A 20,480-nucleotide genomic window follows, 5' to 3' on the forward strand; every position below is an offset into this window, starting at 1 on the left:
CTCCCACAGAGGATCGCGCCACTTTTTCGGGGGCAGTCCAGGTTCCTGCCCGCCAAGGTAGTCGGGCATGGCCGGCGCACAATCGCTTGCAATCCGTCACATCTCAAAATACTGTATGAATATTCAGTACCACAGGTCAGCCCCATGCAACTCATCGCCAAACTCGGCATCCTTGCCGATGCTGCCAAGTACGACGCATCCTGCGCCAGCAGCGGCGCGCCCAAGCGCAACTCGCGCGGGGCTGATGGCCTGGGTGCTACCAATGGCATGGGCATCTGTCACAGCTACACCCCCGACGGGCGCTGCGTCTCGCTGCTCAAGGTGCTACTGACCAACTTTTGCCTCTACGACTGCCAGTACTGCGTCAACCGCCGCTCAAGCAACGTGCCACGCGCGCGCTTCAGCCCCGAGGAAGTGGTCCGGCTGACCCTGGACTTCTACCGGCGCAACTGCATCAGCGGCCTGTTCCTCAGCTCCGGCATCATCCGGTCTGCTGACTACACCATGGAGCAGTTGATCCGCGTGGCGAAGCTGTTGCGCGAAGAGCACGACTTCCGTGGCTACATCCACCTCAAGACCATCCCCGATGCCGACCCGTTGCTGATCGAAGAGGCCGGGCGCCTGGCAGACCGGCTCAGCGTCAACATCGAGCTGCCGACCGACGCCAGCCTGAAACGCCTGGCACCGGAAAAACAGGCGCACACCATTCGCCAGGCCATGGGCGTGATTCACCAAGGCCAGCAAGCCGTGGCCCACGAACCCAAGGCGCCGCGCTTTACCCCGGCCGGGCAAAGCACCCAGGTGATCGTCGGGGCCGACAGCACCGACGACAGCACATTGCTGCGCAATGCCGAATCGCTGTACCAAGGCTATGGCCTCAAGCGCGTGTACTACTCCGCCTTCAGCCCCATCCCTGACAGCCCCGGCAGCGTCCCCCTGGCCGCACCACCGCTGCTGCGCGAGCACCGCCTGTACCAGGCTGACTTCCTGCTACGTGGCTATGGCTACAAGGCCGGCGAGCTGCTGGGCCAGAGCGGCAACCTGGCACTGGACATCGACCCCAAGCTGGCCTGGGCGCTGGCCAACCGCGAAGTGTTCCCGCTGGACGTGAACCGTGCCGAGCCGGCGCTACTGGCGCGCATCCCCGGCATCGGCCTGCGCAGCGTGCAGCGCCTGGTAGCCCTGCGACGCGAACGGCGCATTCGCTACGATGACCTGATCCAGCTGCGCTGCGTGCTGGACAAGGCGCGGCCGTTCATTGTCACCAGCGACTACCGCCCGGCCCAGGCCGAGCTGCGCAGCGGCCTGCTGAGGGCGCGCTTGCGTGAGCCGCAGGCGCCGGTGCAGATGGGCTTGTGGGGATGATCGCGCTCGACTGCGACGGCCTGTTCGCCACCTGGCGTGACCAGGCCCGGGTGTTGTTGGGGCATGGCATCGACCCGTCGGAGGTGACCTGGGCGCAAGGGCCGATGGCTGATTTGCTGGCCGTACCGACAGCGCTGCCGGAAGGCTCCGGTCCTTTTCGCGCCAAGGTGCCAGCGGCGCTGCTGAGCCAGCTGGAACAGGCCGCCCGCTACCGTGGCGAGCACCGCTGGAACCTGCTTTACGAGGTACTTTGGCGGGTGGCCCATGGCGACCGCACTGCAATGCTGGCGGGTGACCGACTGGGCAGCGAGCTGCAAAGACGGATCAAGCAGGTCAATCGCGAAGCGCACCATCTGCATGCGTTTGTACGCTTCGTGCCACTACCCGAAGTATTGGCTGAACAGCTGCAACTCGACCTGGTGGCCTATCACGAGCCGGCGCATGACATTCTGGAAAGCGCCAGTGCGCATTTCGCCGACCGCCTGGGGCGTTTGCGCTGGATGATTGCCACGGCGCACGACGGCATACGCTTCGACGGCCAGGCATTCGACTACCAGCGCCAGTGCCCCGAGCCCTGGCGCCAGTGGGCCCGCAACGCCGAAGACCCTGGCGCCGAATTGTGGCGCACCTACTATCGCCATACCTTCAACCCTGCCCGCCTCAACCCCGACGCCTTGCGCCTGCACATGCCCGGGCGGTTTTGGCGTCATTTGCCGGAGGGCATGCTGATTCCGCAGCTCGAAGGCCTGGCTCGGCAAGGCAAGCAACGGGATGGCCAAGCCCTGGAAGTCGCCTCCCAGGCTGGCAAACAGATCAGCAAGCCCACACGGTAGTTGCGTATTCGCAAACCTTGATCAGTGGGGATTTCTTCGCGGGCATGCCCGCTCCCACAGGTATTGCACTGTTCTCAACGTGTGTGGAGATCCTGTGGGAGCGGGCGTGCCCGCGAAGCAGCCAAACCATACTCAAGCCGAACGATCAGCCGCCACAGCCGTCATAACCTGAGCCGCTGCCGACACGCAAAGAGGACGCGAAATGACCCAACCCGACCCGTCATACGTCAAATGGCTCGAAGACCGCGCCATGCTCAGGGCCTCCCAGCAACGTACCCACCTGTACTCGGGCCAGTCGCGCCTGTGGCAGCAGCCCTACGCCGAAGCCCAGCCCCGCCGCGCCACTGAAATCGCTTCGGTCTGGCTGACCGTCTACCCCGACGCCATCATCGCCCCCGAAGGCTGTTCGGTGCTCGGTGCCCTGGCCCACGAAGCGCTGTGGAAGCGCCTGTCGGAGATCGGCATCCAGGGCCTGCACACCGGCCCCATCAAGCTGTCCGGCGGAATTCGTGGCCGTGAGCTCACCCCCAGCGTGGACGGCAACTTCGACCGCATCAGTTTCGACATCGACCCGCTGTACGGCAGCGAGCAGGAGCTGATCCAGATGAGCCGCATGGCCGCTGCCCACAACGCCGTGACCATCGACGACCTGATCCCCTCGCACACGGGCAAGGGTGCCGACTTTCGCCTGGCCGAGCTGGCCCACGGCCCCTATCCGGGGCTGTACCACATGGTCGAAATCCGCGAGGAAGACTGGCCGCTGCTGCCCGAAGTGCCTGCCGGGCGCGACGCGGTCAACCTGCTGCCGGCCCAGTGCGACGAGCTCAAGGCCCGCCATTACATCGTCGGCCAGCTGCAACGGGTGATCTTCTTCGAACCAGGTGTGAAAGAAACCGACTGGAGCGCCACGCCGCCGGTGACCGGTGTGGATGGCAAGACCCGGCGCTGGGTGTACCTGCACTACTTCAAGGAAGGCCAGCCGTCGCTGAACTGGCTGGACCCGACCTTCGCCGCCCAGCAGATGATCATTGGCGATGCCCTGCACGCCCTGGACTGCCTGGGTGCACGCGGCCTGCGCCTGGATGCCAACGGCTTTCTCGGCGTGGAGACCCGCGCCAGCGGCACTGCCTGGTCGGAAAGCCACCCACTGTCGATCGTCGGCAACCAGCTGATCGGCGGCATGATCCGCAAGGCCGGCGGTTTCAGCTTCCAGGAACTGAACCTGACCCTCGACGACATCGCGCAGATGTCCAGGGGCGGAGCCGACCTGTCCTACGATTTCATTACCCGGCCGGCCTACCAGCATGCGCTGCTGACCGGCGACACCGAGTTCCTGCGCCTGATGCTCAAGGAGATGCATGCCTTCGGCATCGACCCGGCGTCGCTGATCCATGCCCTGCAGAACCATGACGAGCTGACCGTGGAGCTGGTGCATTTCTGGACCCTGCATGCCCACGACATGTACCTGTACAAAGGCCAGACCTTGCCCGGCGGCATCCTGCGCGAGCACATCCGCGAAGAGATCTACGAACGGCTGTCGGGCGAGCATGCGCCGTACAACCTGCGCTTCGTCACCAATGGCATAGCCTGCACCACGGCCAGCCTGATCGCTGCCGCACTGGGCATCCGCGACCTCGGGCAGATCGGGGTTGCAGAAATCGAGCAGATCCAGAAGGTGCACCTGCTGCTGGTCATGTACAACGCCATGCAGCCGGGGGTGGTGGCGCTGTCCGGCTGGGACCTGGTGGGCGCCCTGCCCTTGCCCGCCGAAGCGGTCGCGCAGCGGATGCTGGATGGCGATACCCGCTGGATTCACCGCGGCGGCTACGACCTGGCCGGGCTGGAGCCGCAGGCCCAGACGTCGGTGCGTGGCATGCCCCGTGCCCGGGCGCTGTATGGCAGCCTGGACAGCCAGCTGGAAAATGGCGATTCGTTTGCCTGCAAGGTGAAGAAGCTGCTGGCGGTGCGCCAGGCCTATGGCATCGCCACCAGCCGCCAGGTGCTGGTACCTGAAGTCAGCAGCCCCGGCTTGCTGGTAATGGTGCATGAACTGCCGGCCGGGCGTGGCATCCAGATCACTGCGCTGAATTTTGGCCAGGAAGTGATTGCCGAGGAGCTGCAACTGACCGGGTTCACGCCGGGGCCGGTGGTGGACATGATCAATGAAACGGTCGAAGGGGATTTGACCGAGGATGGGCGCCTGATGGTGAACCTGGACCCGTATGAGGCGCTGTGCCTGCGGATCGTCAACAGCAGCGGCCATGTCTGAATTGTATTTGCCCCATTGCCTTCGCCGGTGAAGCTCAGAACGGTAGCCACGCGATACCTGTGGGAGCGGGTTCACCCGCGAACACCGGCGCAGCCGGTGCCATCCACCGCGTCGCCTGCTTCGCGGGTAAACCCGCTCCCACAGGGACCCCACCAGCTGAAGGAGTGCGCCGTACCTGTGGGAGCGGGCGCGCCCGCGAACACCGGCCTAGCCGGTGCCATCCACCGCGTCGCTTGCTTCGCGGGCATGCCCGCTCCCACAGGGCCCCCGTCAGCCGAAGGAATGCACCATACCTGTGGGAGCGGGCGCGCCCGCGAACACCGGCCTAGCCGGTGCCATCCACCGCGTCGCTTGCTTCGCGGGCATGCCCGCTCCTACAGGGTCCCCGTCAGCCGAAGGAATGCACCATACCTGTGGGTTTCAAGTGTCCAGACAAATGGCCGGCTTGCTTTTACCGCTCCACGGGCATAGCGTTCGGAAGTTTTCTTTTCCGTGCCCAGGAGCAACTCCATGTACACCGGCATCGTCCAGGCCGTCCGCCCTCTGCTTGATGTGACCACCTACCCGGGCCACAACCAGTTCACCATCGACCTCACCCCCGAGCTGCTCGACGAGCTGAAGATCGGCGCCAGCGTCAGTCTCGAAGGCACCTGCCTGTCGGTCACCGAAATCCACGGCACCCAGGTCAGGTTCGACGCCATGACCGCCACCCTCGAGCGCACCAACCTGCGCAACTTCAAGGCCGGCCAGGGCGTCAACATCGAACGCTCGGCGAAGATGAACGCCGAAGTCGGCGGCCACCTGATGGCCGGCCACATCGCCACCACCGCCGAAATCGTCGAGCTGTCGATCAAGGAAACCGGCGCCTTCATCAAGTTCCGCATGCCACCGGAATGGGGCAAGTACGTGTTCCCGCGCGGCTTCATCGGGGTCAACGGCTGCAGCCTGACTGTAGCCGATGTCGAGGACAACGTGATCACCATCAACCTGATCCCGGAAACCCTGCGCCAGACCACCTTCCCCAGCTACAAGGCCGGCGAGCTGCTCAACATCGAAGTGGACCACCAGACAATGGTGCTGGTCGATGTAGTGGAGCGCACCATCAAGAGCACCCTGGCCCGCGAAATGCCCCGCTGAGTTCCAGAGGATGCTGCCCAACACCCTCCCCGCGCGCACAGCCAAGCGGCTGCGCCTGCAGATGCTGCGTGGTCGCGTGGGCCTCGGCCTGGTCGCCGGCCTGTCCGTACTTGCCGGCATGACCGATGCCATCGGCCTGCTGGCGCTGGGCGACTTCGTGTCGTTCATGAGTGGCAACACCACGCGCCTGGCCGTCGCCATCAGCGATGCGGACCTGGCCCTGGTGCTGCGCCTGAGTGCTGCTGTGCTTGGCTTCGTCGTCGGCAACGCCCTGGGCGTGCTGCTGGCGCGCGCTTTCCGCCGTCGGGCGTGGCCGGTGCTGCTGGTAGTCGCCGCCCTGCTGGGCTTTGCAGCCGCATGGCCCTTGGCAGCCACCTTTCCAGCGCTGCTCGCTGCCACACTGGCCATGGGCATGATCAATGCCGTGGTCGAACAGGTGAACGGCATGCCCATCGGCCTGACCTACGTCACCGGCGCCCTGTCACGCTTCGGTCGTGGGCTGGGGCGCTGGCTGCTGGGCGAGCGGCGCAATGGCTGGCGGGTGCAACTGGTGCCTTGGGCCGGCATGCTGCTGGGCGCCTCGCTGGGTGCCTGGCTGGAGCACCACCTGGGCCTGCAGGCACTGACCGGCAGCTGTGCGCTGGCCTGCGTGCTGGCCCTGGTGTCGCGGTTCATTCCACGGACCTGGCAGCGTGGCTACATGCCACACTGATCACTCGATGCGCGGGTGCTGCTGCACCAGCAACTTGCGCTTGGCCTCCAGTTCGGCAATCTGCGCATCGATGTCCTCGATCCTTTGCTCGATGTTGTCGTGGTGTTCCTGCAGCAGCTCACGCGCTTCCTCGATATCCGATGCTGCCGGTGCAGCGCCGCGCAGCGGTTTGTTGGCGGTCTCCTTCATGGTCAGGCCGGTGACCAGCCCCACCGCGGCGATCACCATCAGGTAATAGGCCGGCATGTACAGGTTGCCAGTACTTTCCACCAGCCAGGCGGCGATGGTCGGGGTGAGGCCGGCGATCAGCACCGAGATATTGAAGGCGCTGGCGAGGGCGCTGTAGCGGATGTGCGTGGGGAACATTGCCGGTAGCGTCGAGGCCATCACGCCGATGAAGAAGTTCAGCAGCACGGCAATGATCAGCAACCCGGCAAAAATCACCCCCAGCACGCCGCTGTTGATCAGCATGAATGCCGGGATGGCCAGCACCAACAGGCCGATACTGCCGACGATGATGAACGGTCGACGGCCGAACTTGTCGCTGAGCAGCCCGATCATCGGCTGCACGAACAGCATGCCGACCATGATCGCGATGATGATCAGCACGCCATGGTCTTCGCTGTAGTGCAGGTTGTGCGACAGGTAGCTGGGCATGTACGTGAGCAGCATGTAGTAGGTGACGTTGGTGGCGATCACCACGCCAATGCAGGTCACCAGGCTGCGCCAGTGTTGGGTGGCCACTTCCCTGAACGACACCTTGGGCCCGGTCGCCAGGCCTTCGCGGTCGCCTTTCTCCAGCTTGTCGACGTGCTGCTGGAAGGCTGGCGTCTCCTCCAGCGCATGGCGCAGGTACAGGCCGATGATGCCCAGCGGCAAGGCGAGGAAGAACGGCAGGCGCCAACCCCATTCGAGGAACTTGTCCTCACCCAGCACCGTAGAGATCAACACCACCACACCGGCACCCAACACGAACCCGGCAATCGAGCCGAAGTCCAGCCAACTGCCGAGAAACCCCCGTTTTCGGTCAGGGGCATATTCGGCGACGAAGATCGACGCGCCGGTGTACTCGCCCCCCACCGAGAAGCCCTGGGCCATCTTGGCCAGCAGCAGCAGGATCGGCGCCCAGATACCGATGCTGGCATAGGACGGTATCAGGCCGATGGCGAAGGTGCTGAGCGACATGATCACGATGGTCGCAGCGAGGATTTTCTGCCGCCCGAAGCGGTCACCCAAGGCACCGAAGAACAGCCCGCCCAGAGGCCTGATCAGAAACGGCACCGAGAACGTGGCCAACGCCGCGATCATCTGCACGCTCGGGTCGGCATTGGGGAAGAAAACCTTGCCCAGGGCGTAGGCGACGAAGCCGTAGACGCCGAAGTCGAACCACTCCATGGCATTGCCCAGGGCTGCCGCGGTGATTGCCTTGCGCATCTTGGCGTCGTCGACAATGGTGATGTCCTTCAGGCCGATTGGCTGGAGGCTTTTCTTGCGAGGTTTCATGTCCGTATCCCTGTCGATGAATGCTCTAAGGGATGAGATACAACGGGACACTAAATAATTCAGCGCTTACGGTTTTTTTGTGCTTTTCCTCACCGGTTGCGGCGCAGGCAAAGAAAAGCCGCTGCGATGGCAGCGGCTTGCATGGGCAACGGCTCGCGGTCAGATGCCTTCGCGGGCCAGGTCCATGGCGAAGTAGGTGAGGATCAGATCAGCACCGGCACGCTTGATTGCGCCAATGCTTTCACGCACCACACGGCCTTCATCGATGGCGCCAGCCAGGCCGCCGAACTTGATCATCGCGTACTCGCCGCTGACCTGGTACGCCGCCAGCGGCAGGCGCGAGGCGGCACGGATATCGGCGATCACGTCGAGGTAGGCACCGGCCGGCTTGACCATCAGCACATCAGCCCCTTCCTGCTCGTCGAGCAGCGACTCACGCACGGCTTCGCGGCGGTTCATCGGGTTCATCTGGTAGCTCTTGCGGTCGCCCTTCAGCGCGGTACCACCGGCTTCACGGAACGGGCCATACAGCGACGAGGCGAACTTGGTGGAATAGGCCATGATCGCGGTGTCGTGGAAGCCGGCACCATCCAGCGCGCTGCGGATGGCCTGGACCTGGCCGTCCATCGCCGCCGACGGGGCAATGAAGTCGGCACCGGCAGCAGCGGCGATGACCGCCTGCTTGCCCAGGTTGGCCAGGGTGGCGTCGTTGTCCACGCCGTGGTCGTGCAGCACGCCACAGTGGCCGTGGCTGGTGTACTCGCAGAAGCAGGTGTCGGACATCACCACCATTTCCGGCACGGTGTCCTTGCAGATCCGCGACATGCGCGCGACCAGGCCGTTTTCGTTCCAGGTGTCGCTGCCGACGGCGTCCAGGTTGTGCGAAACGCCAAAGGTCATCACCGACTTGATACCGGCGCGGGCATAGCGCTCGATTTCCTGGGCCAGCAGCTTCTCGGGGATGCGGTTGACGCCCGGCATGCTGGTGATCGGCACGAAGTCATCGATGCCCTCTTCGACGAAGATCGGCAGGATCAGGTCTTCAAGGCGGAACTCGGTTTCCTGGAAGATCGTGCGCAGGGACTCGTTCTGGCGCAGGCGGCGTGGACGAACGGACGGGAATTGGTTGGACATGACAGCTCCAGGGAATTTGAACGGCGTATACCTTATGCCTGTCGCGCGCCAGTGAAAAGGCCAGATGACGAGATATTGTCTTGCGTCAAAGGCAATGGCTGCATTTTTCCTGTGCCGGCCTCTTCGCGGGTAAACCCGCTCCCACAGGATTCGCGCTGTACTTGTGGGAGCGGGTTTACCCGCGAAGAGGACAGTGCAGGCAACCTATTACTGCAGCCAGGGCGGCGCAGGCTCCTCTGCCCTGGCCGCCCCATGCTCAGACTCGGCCCGCGCGGCGCGCCGGCGCGCATCATCCAGCCGGGCCGCATCGATCTCGCGCATCACCCCGGCCACGTCAGCCGCATGCTCGTCATCCTCGAACAGCCCCGTCAGCGGGCTGTCCGGGCGCAGTTCGCCCGCCTCGTACAAGGCCCACATTTCCTGCGCATACCGGGTGCTTTTCAGCTCCGGCGCAAAGCGCCCGAAATAATGGGCCATGTTGGCCACATCGCGCTGCAGCATGCTGAAGGCATGGTTGTTGGCCGCTGCATCCACCGCCTGCGGCAGGTCGATGATCACCGGCCCGTCCGGGCCAAGCAGCACGTTGAACTCCGACAGGTCGCCATGCACCAGCCCGGCACACAGCATCAGCACGATCTGGCGAATGACGAAGGCATGGAACGCGCGGGCATCCTCGGCCTCGAGGTGCACGTCGTTCAGGCGCGGGGCCGCGTCACCGTCGGCATCGGTCACCAGCTCCATCAACAGCACGCCGTCCTGGAAATCGTAGGGTTTGGGAACCCTCACGCCAGCGCCGGCCAGGCGGAACAGCGCCGCCACTTCGGCGTTCTGCCAGGCGTCCTCGGCTTCCTTGCGGCCGTACTTGCTGCCCTTGGCCATCGCCCGGGCCTGACGGCTGTTGCGAACCTTGCGGCCTTCCTGGTACTCGGCAGCCTGGCGGAAACTGCGCTTGTTGGCTTCTTTATAAACCTTGGCGCAGCGCACCTGGCTGCCACAGCGCACCACATACACGGCGGCTTCCTTGCCACTCATCAAAGGCCGCAGTACTTCGTCGACCAGGCCGTCTTCGATCAGGGGTTCGATTCTTTTGGGTGTCTTCATCAGGCTGCGTTCGGGGTCCTGGCTGTGATGACGGACATCCTCTCACAGCCTGATGCGACTTGCTCGTCTGTCTTCAGGCCGAACGGCTCAGGCGCCCTGCCCTACGCGGCCAACCACCACCTCGCGCGCCCGGCGCCGTGTGACCAGAAGGCCCGAACACACCACCAGCACCGCCAGCACCATGGTCGATACCACTTCCAGGCGGTGGTCCGGGCGGAACAGCATCAGCACCAGCACGCCACTGATGAACAGGATCACGCCCCACGTCAGCCAGGGGAACAGCCACATGCGGTAGCCCAGTGTCTTGCCCTGTGCGGTCAGGCGCTGGCGCAGGCGCAGCTGGGAAACGGCGATCACCAGGTACACCAGCAAGGCAATGGCGCCGGAGCTTGCCATGAGGAAGCCGAACACCTTGGCCGGTACCAGGTAGTTGGCGATCACTGCCAGGAAAGCTGCGCCAGTGGACAGCAGCACAGCTACCACGGGGGTGCCGCTGCGGCTGGTCACCTGGGCACAGGCCGGCGCATCACCGCGGCGGCTCAGCGAGTAGACCATGCGCGACGCGGTATACAGCGACGAGTTGAGGCAGCTGGTCACCGACGTCAGCACCACGAAGTCGATGATGGCCTTGGCATTCGGCACGCCCAGGGTGTCCAGCACCGTGACATAGGACCCTTCGGTGGCCAGGCGCGGGTCGGTCCACGGCACCAGCGCGATGACGATGAAGATCGACAGGATATAGAACAGGGTGATTCGCCAGATCACCGAGTTGGTGGCCTTGGAAATATGCTTGCCCGCTTCGTCGGATTCGGCCGCGGCGATGGTCACCACCTCGGCGCCGAGGAACGAGAACATGGTAATCAGCATGGCGCTGAGCACCGCACCAAAACCGTTGGGCATGAAGCCGCCGCTATCCCACAGGCGCGACACGCCGCTGACACCTGAGCCTGGCAGCAGGCCGAAGATGGCGCACACCCCCAGCGCGATGAAACTGACGATGGCCACCACCTTCACCAACGCCAGCCAGAACTCGAACTCACCGTAGTTCTTCACGCTGAACAGGTTGGTGGCAGTCAGCAATAGAGTAATCACCAACGACAAGACCCAGATCTCCAGCTGCGGGACCCAGGAATTGATGATGGTGGCGGCGATATTGGCCTCGATGGGGATGATCAGTACCCAGAACCACCAGTACAGCCAGCCGATGGTGTAGCCGGCCCACTTGCCGATGGCGAGGTCGGCATAGGTAGAGAACGAACCGGTGTCCGGCGAGGCAACGGCCATTTCGGCCAGCATGCGCATCACCAGCACCACCAGCGCGCCGGCCAGGATATAGGCCAGGATGGTGGCGGGCCCTGCTTCGGCAATCGCACGGCCGGAGCCGACGAACAGGCCGGCACCGATCACGCCGGCAATGGACAGCATGGTGACATGCCGGGATTTCAATCCATGACTCAAATTGTTCTTGTGGGTTTGCATGGCGCTACCTTGTTGTTTTTGTCATGCCCACGCAGGGGCCGCCGGCTTGCACGTCACCGACGCAGGCGCGAAAAAGCCCGCCCTGCCCCAGATGGTGAGTAGGGCAGCACGGGTTGAGTAAAACGAAACCGCAGAACGTATTACGGGTAGGTCAGCCGGCAGCCCGCTGACGAGGCGCCAGGTCGGCCTTGGGGAAACTGCCGCCCTGACGGCCGACCTGCTCGCATACCTTGTCGACGATGTAGGCGCCGATCGGGATGGCGGAGGTGGCGGCCGGCGACGGTGCGTTGCACACGTTGACGCTGCGAGCTGTGTTGACGAAGAGGAAGTCGTCGATCAGCTTGCCGTCACGCGACACGGCCTGGGCACGCACGCCGGCCGGGTAAGGCGTGAGGTCGGCCTTGGTGATGCTCGGGCAGTACTTCTGGACCTGCTTGAGGTAGCCACCCTTGAACAGCGAGTTCTTCATCTCGATCAGGCCAGGGCGGAAGTTCTTCGCCAGCACCTTGAGGATGCCGGGGGTGGTCAAGGTCTGGAACAGGTCGCCGGGGCTGACATCGCGCTTGCGGTAGCCCTCGCGCTTCATCGCCAGCACGGCGTTGGGGCCAACGGTGACGGTGCCGTCGATCATGCGTGTCAGGTGCACGCCCAGGAACGGCATGGACGGGTCGGGAATCGGGTAGATCAGGTGGTTGACGATCTGGTTGTGCTGCTTGGGCAGCAGGTAGTACTCGCCACGGAACGGGCAAATGACGAATTCGGTACGCAGGCCCAGCATGCTCACCACGCGGTCGGCCATCAGGCCCGAGCAGGTCACCAGGAAACGGCTGCGCAATTCGTCACCCTGCGTGCGCACGACCACTTCGCTGGCCAGCTCCTGCAAGCCGACCACCTCGGCGCCATAGCGGATTTCACCGCCGGCGCGCTGGAACTCGGCGCCCATGGCCGCAGTTACTTCGGCGTAATTGACGATGCCACTGGAGGGCACGAAGATGCCGCCCATGCCAACGATATTGGGCTCGCGCTCGCGCAGCTCGGCCGCCGACAGCCAGTAGCGCTCCAGGCCATTGGCCGCGGTGCGCTCCCACAGCGCCTTCATGCGCTGCATTTCCAGGTCGTTGGTGGCCACCAGCAGCTTGCCGCACTCATCGAAGCGGATACCGTGCTGGGTGCAGAAGGCCTTGGTGGCCTTGTTGCCTTCCAGGCAGAAGCGCGCCTTGAGGCTGCCGGGGGTGTAATACACGCCGGCGTGGATCACGCCGCTGTTGTGGCCGGTCTGGTGGCGGGCCGGGCCGGACTCTTTCTCCAGCAGGAGAATCTTCGCATCCGGGTAGACCTTGATCAGGTGCATGGCCGTGGACATGCCCACAATGCCACCGCCAATGATGATGAAATCGTACACAGCCTTACCTCACACGCAGGCATTGCCTGACTGGCTCACCAAGGCCCGCGCGGGCCCTGGTGGCATCGTTTTGTGCAAAGACGCGTGGGCGGGCGCCCGCCCCGCGCCCTGTCATTATTGCCCGCGCTGGTACAGCGGTTTGGGGAAGGCCACGTAGCCGCGCTGGCGCATCAGCTCGCGGCGCAGGCCTTCGTGCGGCGTGAAGCGGTCGCGACCATGCAGCCAGAACAGGTTGTTGATCAGCAGGAAACTACCCACGCCAACCGGAACCGAAAGCTTCTTCTCGCTGCCTTCCAGCGATTCGGACAAGGCGTTCAGCCAGATGCCCTCCTCGTAGTTTTCCGGCTGCACGAACTGGTCGATGTAGCGCATGGTCGGGCGGCCTTCGGCATCGGTGTCGAATACCGAGTGGAACACATCCTCGGACACCTTCTTGCTCGGCGGTGCGGTCCAGCGCATCTCGCGACGGGCCAGCGGGTGGCGGAAGAATTCGTCGCACTGCTCCCAGTCGTCCAGGTGCAGCAGCAGCGAGTTGCCGCCTTCCATGTTCTTTTCGTCGATCTTCAGCATCAGCACGTAGTCGGTGATCTGGTTGACGAAGGTGCCGTCGTTATGCAGCTCCATGACCCGGTGCGGCTGGCGCAGGTAGCTGTCGGAGTTGTCGGTGTTGACCACCACGAAGCGGGCATAGAACTGGCCGCTCATGGCGTCGTAGTTGGAGCGGCCGATCAGGTGTGCGCAGGCGGTGGTGAACTTGACCATGTCCTCGGCCTGGCTCACGTCATCCAGGCCGACCGGGGTGATCAGCATGCCGCCGCTGGCGCGGTTGAGGATGGTATTGAGCAGTACCGGCCGCAGGGTGCCCTGGCACAGCTCGTCGAGGATCTCGCCAACCCGGAAGCGCAGGAACGACTTGTACTCCAGCGCCTGCACCGGCCACTGGGCAACAGCCTGGACGAACGCTTCGACCGTTTCGCGGGCAAAGGTGAGCTCAAGCAGGCGCGGCGACTGCTTCGAGGGGGCGATGGTGAAACCACGCGGTTCGAGCGGCAGTGGCATCACAAGTTCGTCGATCTGCGTAAAAGCGTTCATGGCAGTGTCCTGGCAGAGAAAGTGAGTGGCGCCGTCCGGTCATGACCTGGATCAGTGCGGGCGAGCTAAAATTATCGCCATAAACGCAAAATGTCTACATTTTTATTGTTCACAGACAAAACGTGTGTTTGTCCATTGTTTTTCGCCAGCGAACGCTTTCGGTATGATCGACAAAACCGTTTGAGGAACAGGACCTTGGAAGCGCTCGCCCCCCGACAAAACTCAGCATTCAGCGGGTATGAGAGGCTCAAGAAGGACATCATCCGCGGCGTGTTCAAGCCCGGAGAAAAGCTGCTGATGAGCACCCTGAAGGAACGCTACGACCTGGGCGTGGGCCCGCTGCGCGAAGCACTGTCGCAGCTGGTGGCCGAGCATCTGGTCAACGCGATCAGCCAGAAGGGCTACCGTGTGGCGCCCATGTCGCTGGACGAGATGAACGACATCTACGATGCCCGCGCCAACCTGGAGGCGATGATCATCACCCTGGCCATCGAACGTGGCGACGACGCCTGGGAGGCGTCGGTACTGGCCCACTCGCATACTTTGGCCAAGGTGGTGGAAGTGAAGACCCGCGAGCAACGCCTGGATGTATGGGACGAACGGCACAAGGCGTTCCACACGGCCATTGCCTCAGGCTGCGGCTCCAAGCACCTGCTGCAGGCGCGCACCTACCTGTTTGATCAGGCCGAGCGCTACCGGCACCTGTGGCTGACCCAGACGGTGTTTTCCGAACAGGCCCTGGAGCTCAAGCGCCAGGAGCATGCGGCATTGGTCGAGGTGATTCTGGCCCGGGACGCCAAGCGCGCCAGCGCCATGATGCGTTCGCACCTGATGACTCCGGTGCCGATCATTGCGCAGATCATGCATGCCGAGGGTATCGGCGCACGCTAGAGGGTTGCTTTGTACCTTTCAGGGCCCTATCGCCGGCAAGCCAGCTCCCACAGGTACTGCGCTGCCTTCGGGGCCTGTGGGGTCTCTGTGGGAGCTGGCTTGCCGGCGATAGGGCCAGTGCAGGCAAAACGCGCCAGATGAATTTTTCTTAAATCGCCGTTTGGCTATTCTTTGGCACAATCAAGTCTCCATTAGATGCCCGGGAACCAGCATGCCTCGCGTACTGACCATCGAAGACGACGCCGTCACCGGCCAGGAAATCGTCGCCGAACTTACCAGCCACGGCCTTGAGGTGGATTGGGCCGACAATGGCCGTGAAGGCCTGGCCAAGGCCATTGCCGGCGGCTACGACCTGATTACCCTGGACCGCATGCTGCCCGAGGTCGATGGCCTGACCATCGTCACCACCCTGCGCAGCCTCAAGATCGCCACGCCGATTCTGATGATCAGCGCCCTCTCCGACGTCGACGAGCGGGTACGTGGCCTGCGTGCCGGGGGTGACGACTACCTGACCAAACCGTTCGCCTCCGACGAGATGGCCGCGCGGGTCGAAGTGCTGCTGCGCCGCAACAGCGTGCCCATGACCCAGACCCGCCTGCAGGTCGCCGACCTGCAACTGGACCTGATCAGCCACGAAGCCCGCCGTGGCGAACAGACCCTCAACCTGCTGCCCACCGAGTACAAACTGCTGGAGTACCTGATGCGCCATAGCGGCCAGGTGATCACGCGGATGATGATTTTCGAGGAAGTCTGGGGCTACCACTTCGACCCGGGCACCAACTTGATCGATGTGCACATCGGCCGCCTGCGCAAGAAAATCGACTCACCCGGCCAATCGCCGCTGATCCGTACGGTACGGGGCTCCGGCTATGCCATTGCTGAACCCGTCTAAGGGCTGGAGCTCCTCGACCAGCCGCCTGCTGGCACTGTACAGCTTTCTGTTCGTGGCCTGGAGCAGCATCCTCATGGGGGTGCTGTACTTCGAGGTGTCCAGCTACCTGAACAAACTCACCCGCCATTCGATGCTGCAGCGCCAGCACCTGTTCGCGCACATGAGCGGCAAACAGCTGGACGACGCCCTGGTCGCCAGCCAGGCCTTCGAAGAGCGCAGCTTCGACGCCTACGGCCTGTTCGACAACCAGCTCAACCCGATCGGCGGGCGCATTCGCGCCATCCCGCCAGAGCTGGGGCTGGACGGCAAGGTTCACGAACTCAAGCGCTGCCTGGACGCCGACGACCCGCACATGCCGCGTGACAGCTGCGACGCGGTGGCGATCAAGGTGCAGGATGGCCGCTGGCTGGTGCTGGTGCGCGACAACGGCTCGCTGTTCGTGGTCACCCGGATCATCCTGCATGCCCTGCTCTGGGGGATCTCGCTGACCCTGATCCCGGGCTTTGCCGGCTGGTATCTGCTCAGGCGCCGCCCGCTCAAGCGCATTCGCGCGATCCAGGCCCAGGCCGAGCTGATCGTCGCCGGTGACCTAACCCACCGCCTGCCGCTGTCGGCCCGGCGTGACGAGCTGGACATGCTGGCGGCCATCGTCAACGCCATGCTCGACCGCATCGAGCGGCTGATGCACGAGGTCAAGGGCGTGTGCGACAACATCGCCCACGACCTGCGCACCCCGCTCACCCGCCTGCGCGCCCAGCTGTACCGCATTCGCCAGCAAAGTGACGTCGACTCCACCCAGGCCGAGGCACTGGACCAGGCCATCGGCGAAACCGACACCCTGATGGCGCGTTTTCGCGGTTTGTTGCGCATCAGCGAACTGGAAGACCGCCAGCGGCGGGCCGGTTTCGTCCAGCTTGACCCGCACGAACTGCTGGTGGAGTTGCACGACTTCTACCTGCCACTGGCCGAAGATGGCGGCATCCGCCTGGAACTGCAGCAGCCAGCCGAACTGCCGGCATTGCACGGTGACCGCGAACTGCTGTTCGAGGCACTGGCCAATCTGGTGGGCAACGGCATCAAGTTCACGCCCGAGGGTGGGCTGGTGCGGATTACTGCGACGCAGGACGACAAGGGCCTGCGCCTGGCCATCGAGGACAGCGGGCCGGGTATTCCGGAAGAGGAACGGGCGGCAGTGCTGAAGCGCTTCTACCGTAGCGATGAAGGCCACCGCCATGCGGGGTTCGGGCTGGGGTTGTCGATCGTTGCGGCGATCGTCGACCTGCATGGGTTCGGGCTGGAGGTGGGGGAAAGCGAGCTGGGTGGGGCCAGGTTGGTGTTGCACTGCCCGCTTGCGGGGCTGGCCAAATAGAAACGGGGCCGCTTTGCGGCCCATCGCGACACAAGGCCGCTCCTACAGGTATTACGCAAGCATTGAATGCAACGCTATTCCTGTAGGAGCGGCCTTGTGTCGCGATGGGCTGCAGAGCAGCCCCCTTCAAACCGATCAGTCGGCCAGACGCCAGGTAGTCCCACCCTTGCTGTCTTCCAGCACCACACCCATGGCGGTCAGCTGGTCGCGAATGCGGTCGGACTCGGCCCAGTTCTTGTCCGCACGGGCCTGCAGGCGCGCCTGGATCAAGCCCTCAACCTCAGCGGCATCCACCTTGCCTTCGGCACCGGCACGCAGGAAGTCATCGGCTTCCAGCTGCAGCACACCCAGCACATCACCCAGCTCGCGCAGGCGACCGGCCAGGCCGGCAGCGGCCTCAAGGTCGCTGTCGCGCAGGCGGTTGATCTCGCGCACCAGGTCGAACAGCACGGCGCAGGCTTCGGGGGTGCCGAAGTCGTCGTTCATGGCCACGCTGAAGCGCTCGACAAACTCTTCGCCACCCTTGGCCGCCACCCGTGGCAAGCCGCGCAAGGCGTGGTAGAAGCGCTCCAGTGCGCCCTTGGCATCGCGCAAGCTGTCTTCCGAGTAGTTGATCGCGCTGCGGTAGTGGCTGGCCACCAGCAGGTAACGCACCACTTCAGGGTGGTACTTCTCGAGCACGTCGCGGATGGTGAAGAAGTTGTTCAACGACTTGGACATCTTCTCGCCATTGATCCGGATCATGCCGCAGTGCATCCAGGCGTTGGCGTACTGCTTGCCGGTGGCCGCCTCGCTCTGGGCAATCTCGTTCTCGTGGTGCGGGAACTCCAGGTCGCTGCCGCCACCGTGAATGTCGAAGCTTTCACCCAGGCAGCAGGTGGACATCACCGAGCACTCGATGTGCCAGCCCGGACGCCCCGGGCCCCATGGCGATTCCCAGCTCGGCTCGCCCGGCTTGACGCCCTTCCACAGCACGAAGTCCAGCGGGTCCTGCTTGGCTTCGTCGACCTCGATACGGGCACCGATGCGCAGGTCTTCGATCTTCTTGCGCGACAGCTTGCCGTAACCGGCGAACTTGCCGACGCGGTAGTACACGTCGCCATTGCCCGGTGCGTAGGCATAACCCTTGTCGATCAAAGTCTGGATCATCGCGTGCATGCCGGCGATATGGTCGGTGGCACGCGGCTCCTGGTCCGGCGGCAGGATGTTCAGGCGGCGCTCGTCTTCGTGCATCGCGTCGATCATGCGGGCGGTCAGGGCGTCGAAGCTTTCGCCGTTCTCGTTGGCCCGGTTGATGATCTTGTCATCGATGTCGGTGATGTTGCGCACATAGGTCAGCTCGTAGCCGCTCTTGCGCAGCCAGCGGGTGACCAGGTCGAAGGCCACCATGCTGCGGCCATGGCCCAGGTGGCAGTAGTCGTATACGGTCATGCCGCACACGTACATGCGCACCTTGTTGCCATCCAGCGGCTTGAAGGTTTCCTTCGCTTTGCTCAGCGTGTTGTAGATGGTAAGCACGGCGGTTCCTCAGCTGCCCCAGGAGTCACGCAGGGTGACAGTGCGGTTGAACACCGGGCGGCCCGGCTGGCTGTCTTTCAGGTCGGCGCAGAAGTAGCCTTCGCGTTCGAACTGGAAGCGGTCCTCGGGCTGCGCCTGGGCCAGCGACGGCTCGGCACGGCAGCCGCTGAGCACTTGCAGCGAGCCTGGGTTGATGTTGTCCAGGAAGCTGCCGCCCTCCTCGGTCTTTTCCGGGTTCGGCGAGCGGAACAGGCGGTCGTACAGGCGCACTTCGCACTCGACGCTGCCCTCGGCCGGCACCCAGTGGATCACGCCCTTGACCTTGCGGCCTTCCGGGTTCCTGCCCAGGGTGTCCGGGTCGTACGAGCAGCGCAGCTCGACGATGTTGCCGTCGGCATCCTTGACCGCCTCGTCGGCGCGGATCACGTAGCTGCCGCGCAGGCGCACTTCACCGGCCGGTTCCAGGCGCTTGTAGCCCTTCGGCGGCTCTTCCATGAAGTCGTCACGGTCGATGTACAGTTCACGGGAGAACGGCAGCACGCGCACGCCCATGTCTTCCTTCGGGTGGCGCGGCAGTTCGAGCTGCTCGACCTGGCCTTCCGGATAGTTGGTGATGACCACCTTCAGCGGGCGCAGCACGCACATGGCGCGCGGTGCGGTGCGGTCCAGGTCGTCACGGATGCTGAACTCGAGCATCGACATGTCGACCACACCGTCGGAACGGTTGGTGCCGATCATTTCGCAGAAGTTGCGGATCGAGGCCGGGGTGTAGCCACGGCGACGGAAGCCGGACAGGGTCGACATGCGTGGGTCGTCCCAGGCTTCGACGTGCTTTTCGTCCACCAGCTGCTTGAGCTTGCGCTTGGAAGTGATGGTGTAGTTCAGGTTCAGGCGGCTGAACTCGTACTGGCGCGGGTGTGCCGGCACCGGCAGGTTGTCGAGGAACCAGTCGTACAGCGGACGATGCCCTTCGAACTCCAGGGTGCAGATCGAGTGGGTGATACCCTCGATGGCGTCCGACTGGCCGTGGGTGAAGTCGTAGTTCGGGTAGATGCACCACTTGTCACCGGTCTGGTGGTGGTGGGCATGGCGGATACGGTACAGGATCGGATCGCGCAGGTTCATGTTCGGCGAGGCCATGTCGATCTTGGCCCGCAGCACGCGCTCGCCATCCTTGAACTCGCCGGCTTTCATGCGGGCGAACAGGTCGAGGTTCTCGTCAACGCTGCGCTCGCGGAACGGGCTGTTCTTGCCCGGCTCCTTGAGGTTGCCACGGTATTCCTTGGCCTGCTCGGGGGTAAGGTCGCAGACGTAGGCCTTGCCGCGCTTGATCAGCTCGACCGCCCAGTCGTGCAACTGGTCGAAGTAGTCGGAGGCGTAGCGCACGTCGCCGGCCCAGTCGAAGCCCAGCCACTTGACATCGCTCTGGATGGCGTCGATGTACTCCTGGTCTTCCTTGGCCGGGTTGGTATCGTCGAAACGCAGGTGGCAGACGCCCCCGAATTCCTTGGCCAGGCCGAAGTTGACGCAGATCGACTTGGCGTGACCGATGTGCAGGTAGCCATTGGGCTCCGGCGGGAAACGGGTGACGATGCTGCTGTGCTTGCCCGAGTCCAGGTCGGCCTGGATGATCGGCCGCAGGAAGTTCGCAGGGACAGCGGGGGCGCCTTTGGCAGCGGCGTTGGGCGCGTTGTCGGCAGTGGGCTTGCTCATAGGATCCTTGAATGCACGTGTCCGGCCTGGGTAGGCCGATTGAATCAAAGGGCCTATCATAGCCGAAGCA

The 20,480-nt window shown here is 63.9% G+C and carries 16 protein-coding genes; 8 read left to right on the forward strand and 8 right to left on the reverse strand.

Going from position 1 to position 20,480, the window contains the following annotated elements; translation table 11 throughout:
* Positions 1-144 precede the first annotated feature (144 nt).
* The 5 genes from CAG46_RS17075 to CAG46_RS17105 all read left to right on the forward strand — a co-directional run bounded on the left by CAG46_RS17075 (position 145) and on the right by CAG46_RS17105 (position 6,316).
* Positions 145-1,365: a putative DNA modification/repair radical SAM protein gene (locus tag CAG46_RS17075; RefSeq protein WP_075045108.1), complete on the forward strand. Its 1,221-nt coding sequence runs from the start codon at positions 145-147 to the stop codon at positions 1,363-1,365.
* Positions 1,356-2,198, forward strand: coding sequence for a TIGR03915 family putative DNA repair protein (locus CAG46_RS17080; RefSeq protein WP_085616534.1), 843 nt, complete (start codon positions 1,356-1,358; stop codon positions 2,196-2,198). The genes CAG46_RS17075 and CAG46_RS17080 overlap by 10 nt, the downstream gene beginning before the upstream one ends.
* 202 nt (positions 2,199-2,400) lie before the next feature.
* Positions 2,401-4,467 carry a maltose alpha-D-glucosyltransferase gene (treS, locus tag CAG46_RS17090; protein WP_085616536.1) on the forward strand — a complete coding sequence of 689 codons (2,067 nt, stop codon included), beginning with the start codon at positions 2,401-2,403 and terminating at the stop codon, positions 4,465-4,467.
* Between the two features lie 510 nt (positions 4,468-4,977).
* Positions 4,978-5,604 (forward strand): riboflavin synthase subunit alpha, encoded by a 627-nt coding sequence (locus tag CAG46_RS17100; RefSeq protein WP_085616538.1) that lies wholly within the window; start codon positions 4,978-4,980, stop codon positions 5,602-5,604.
* A gap of 10 nt (positions 5,605-5,614) precedes the next feature.
* On the forward strand, positions 5,615-6,316 hold the full coding sequence (locus CAG46_RS17105) for a YoaK family protein (RefSeq protein ID WP_085616540.1): 702 nt from the start codon (positions 5,615-5,617) through the stop codon (positions 6,314-6,316).
* On the opposite strand, the gene proP is transcribed toward CAG46_RS17105, so the two are convergent.
* The 6 genes from proP to glaH all read right to left on the reverse strand — a co-directional run bounded on the left by proP (position 6,317) and on the right by glaH (position 14,027).
* On the reverse strand, positions 6,317-7,819 hold the full coding sequence (proP, locus tag CAG46_RS17110) for a glycine betaine/L-proline transporter ProP (RefSeq protein WP_075045102.1): 1,503 nt from the start codon (positions 7,817-7,819) through the stop codon (positions 6,317-6,319).
* A gap of 159 nt (positions 7,820-7,978) precedes the next feature.
* Positions 7,979-8,953 carry a porphobilinogen synthase gene (hemB, locus tag CAG46_RS17115; RefSeq protein WP_013972900.1) on the reverse strand — a complete coding sequence of 325 codons (975 nt, stop codon included), beginning with the start codon at positions 8,951-8,953 and terminating at the stop codon, positions 7,979-7,981.
* A 207-nt stretch (positions 8,954-9,160) separates the two neighbouring features.
* The gene (locus tag CAG46_RS17120) at positions 9,161-10,054 is read right to left on the reverse strand and encodes a PA4780 family RIO1-like protein kinase (protein WP_085616542.1); all 894 of its coding nucleotides are present in this window, start codon (positions 10,052-10,054) and stop codon (positions 9,161-9,163) included.
* Between the two features lie 87 nt (positions 10,055-10,141).
* Positions 10,142-11,533, reverse strand: a complete 1,392-nt coding sequence (gene gabP, locus CAG46_RS17125; RefSeq protein WP_025338949.1) for a GABA permease — start codon at positions 11,531-11,533, stop codon at positions 10,142-10,144.
* A gap of 151 nt (positions 11,534-11,684) precedes the next feature.
* The gene (gene lhgO, locus CAG46_RS17130) at positions 11,685-12,935 is read right to left on the reverse strand and encodes an L-2-hydroxyglutarate oxidase (RefSeq protein ID WP_025338948.1); all 1,251 of its coding nucleotides are present in this window, start codon (positions 12,933-12,935) and stop codon (positions 11,685-11,687) included.
* 114 nt (positions 12,936-13,049) lie between these two features.
* Positions 13,050-14,027 (reverse strand): glutarate dioxygenase GlaH, encoded by a 978-nt coding sequence (glaH, locus tag CAG46_RS17135; RefSeq protein WP_075045100.1) that lies wholly within the window; start codon positions 14,025-14,027, stop codon positions 13,050-13,052.
* Between the two features lie 195 nt (positions 14,028-14,222).
* Here glaH and csiR point away from each other — a divergent pair, with 195 nt between their 5' ends.
* From csiR to CAG46_RS17150, 3 genes are all read left to right on the forward strand, one after another.
* Entirely contained in the window at positions 14,223-14,918 is a 696-nt protein-coding gene (csiR, locus tag CAG46_RS17140) for a DNA-binding transcriptional regulator CsiR (protein WP_015270630.1), read from the forward strand.
* A 211-nt stretch (positions 14,919-15,129) separates the two neighbouring features.
* On the forward strand, positions 15,130-15,810 hold the full coding sequence (locus CAG46_RS17145; RefSeq protein ID WP_025338946.1) for a response regulator transcription factor: 681 nt from the start codon (positions 15,130-15,132) through the stop codon (positions 15,808-15,810).
* Positions 15,788-17,179 (forward strand): HAMP domain-containing sensor histidine kinase, encoded by a 1,392-nt coding sequence (locus tag CAG46_RS17150; RefSeq protein ID WP_025338945.1) that lies wholly within the window; start codon positions 15,788-15,790, stop codon positions 17,177-17,179. Before CAG46_RS17145 ends, CAG46_RS17150 begins: the two co-directional genes overlap by 23 nt.
* Before the next feature lie 135 nt (positions 17,180-17,314).
* On the opposite strand, the gene cysS is transcribed toward CAG46_RS17150, so the two are convergent.
* Both cysS and CAG46_RS17160 read right to left on the reverse strand, forming a co-directional pair.
* Positions 17,315-18,697 carry a cysteine--tRNA ligase gene (cysS, locus tag CAG46_RS17155; protein WP_085616544.1) on the reverse strand — a complete coding sequence of 461 codons (1,383 nt, stop codon included), beginning with the start codon at positions 18,695-18,697 and terminating at the stop codon, positions 17,315-17,317.
* Positions 18,698-18,706: 9 nt separating this feature from the next.
* Positions 18,707-20,410, reverse strand: coding sequence for a glutamine--tRNA ligase/YqeY domain fusion protein (locus CAG46_RS17160; RefSeq protein WP_085616546.1), 1,704 nt, complete (start codon positions 20,408-20,410; stop codon positions 18,707-18,709).
* Between the last annotated feature and the right edge of the window lie 70 nt (positions 20,411-20,480).

It is taken from the genome of Pseudomonas sp. B23(2017), from assembly GCF_002113725.1.
Taxonomy (GTDB): Bacteria; Pseudomonadota; Gammaproteobacteria; order Pseudomonadales; family Pseudomonadaceae; genus Aquipseudomonas; species Aquipseudomonas putida_Z.